The sequence below is a fragment of the Arthrobacter sp. Y3223164 genome (assembly GCF_059091005.1).
The window spans coordinates 1-1512 of the sequence record NZ_JBNHGF010000537.1; the positions used below are offsets into that span (position 1 = coordinate 1).

At 69.9% G+C, this 1512-nt stretch carries 2 protein-coding genes; both read right to left on the reverse strand.

Features of this window, described 5'->3' with window-relative positions; genetic code table 11:
- The coding region (locus AC5RUJ_RS16195) for a hypothetical protein (RefSeq protein WP_494156236.1) at nt 1–670 on the reverse strand (670 nt) is incomplete at its 3' end.
- A 20-nt stretch (nt 671–690) separates the two neighbouring features.
- A partial coding sequence (gene dapD, locus AC5RUJ_RS16200) for a 2,3,4,5-tetrahydropyridine-2,6-dicarboxylate N-succinyltransferase (RefSeq protein ID WP_494156237.1) occupies nt 691–1512 on the reverse strand: 822 nt, incomplete at its 5' end.

The window sequence follows — 1512 nt, forward strand, 5'->3', positions numbered from 1 at the left end:
GGCCGGCGACGGCCATGTCCAGGCCGGGATGCACGGCCTCCAGCTGCGCCAGGACCGCAGCGGGGTCGCCGGCTGCCTCGGCATCCTTGAGCACGCAGTTCAGGGCGGCGGGCGAGTGCCCGGTCAGCGCCGAGGCGAAGGCCTTGGCCTCGGCCTCGGCCTCATGGTCCGCGTACGCCAGCGGATAGGCGCTGCGCTGGACGGTCTGGGCTGCGTCGGTCACCGGCATGGACTCGTAGCCCGGGACCTGTTCGAGCACCTCGTAGAACTTGTTGGCCGCATACACCGGGTCCTGCACTTGTTCCTCGGTGCCCCAGCCCTGGGACGGCCGCTGCTGGAACAGCCCCCGGGAGTCGGGACCGGCCGTGTCGCCGTAATCGATGTTGCGCAGCTTCGACTCCTGGATGGCCGTCGCCAGGGCGATCGACGCGGCGCGTGCGGGCAGCCCGCGCCCGACGGCAATCCCCGAGATGAGCGCGGCGTTCGCGGCCTGGTCCGGTGCCAGTTCGTAGGTGTCCGAACCGACGACGGCGGTGCACCGCTCGCGGACCAGGGTTTGGGAACGGTCAATGAAGGTGGCGGCGAAGTAGGCGGCACCGCCGACCAGGGCCAGCAGGACGATCAGGCTGAGCAGGCTGCGTGTCCTGCGTGCACGGGCTTGCCGGGACATGGCGGTGCCGTCCGGGACTGCTAGTTGGCGTGCAGGACCGCGTTGAGCTCCACGCTCTGGCCCTTGCGCGGCAGGACTTCCACTGCGCCGCTGGTGGAGTTGCGGCGGAAGAGGAGGTTGGGCAGGCCGGAGAGTTCCACGGCCTTGACCTGGCGGTGGTCCCCGGTGGCAACGTCGATCAGGCTGACCCGGGTTCCGGCGGTCACATAGAGGCCGGCCTCGACCACGCAGTCGTCGCCGATGCTGATGCCGACACCCGAGTTGGCGCCCAGCAGCACGCGCTCGCCGATGCTGATCCGTTCCTTCCCCCCGCCGGAGAGCGTGCCCATGATCGAGGCGCCGCCGCCGACGTCGGACCCGTCCGCCACAATGACTCCGGCGGAAATGCGGCCCTCCACCATGGAAGTGCCCAGCGTGCCGGCGTTAAAGTTAACGAAGCCTTCGTGCATCACCGTGGTGCCGGCGGCCAGGTGCGCGCCGAGGCGGACCCGGTCGGCCTCGGCAATCCGCACACCGGTGGGAACCACGTAGTCCACCATGCGCGGAAACTTGTCCACGCCGAAGACGGTCACCTGGCCGCGGCGGCGCAGCCGGCGGCGGACCGCTTCGAAATCGTCCACGGCGCACGGGCCGAAGTTGGTCCAGACCACGTTGGGCAGCTGCCCGAAAATGCCGTCCATGTTCAGCGAATTGGGGGTGACGAGGCGGTGGGAGAGCAGATGCAGCCGGAGGTAGGCGTCGGCGGTGTCGGCCGGCGCGGCGTCCAGGTCGATGCTGCGGGTGAGGACCTCAAGACGGGTGCGTCGGATGCATGGTGGCGGGCCTGTGCAACAGGCTGCTGG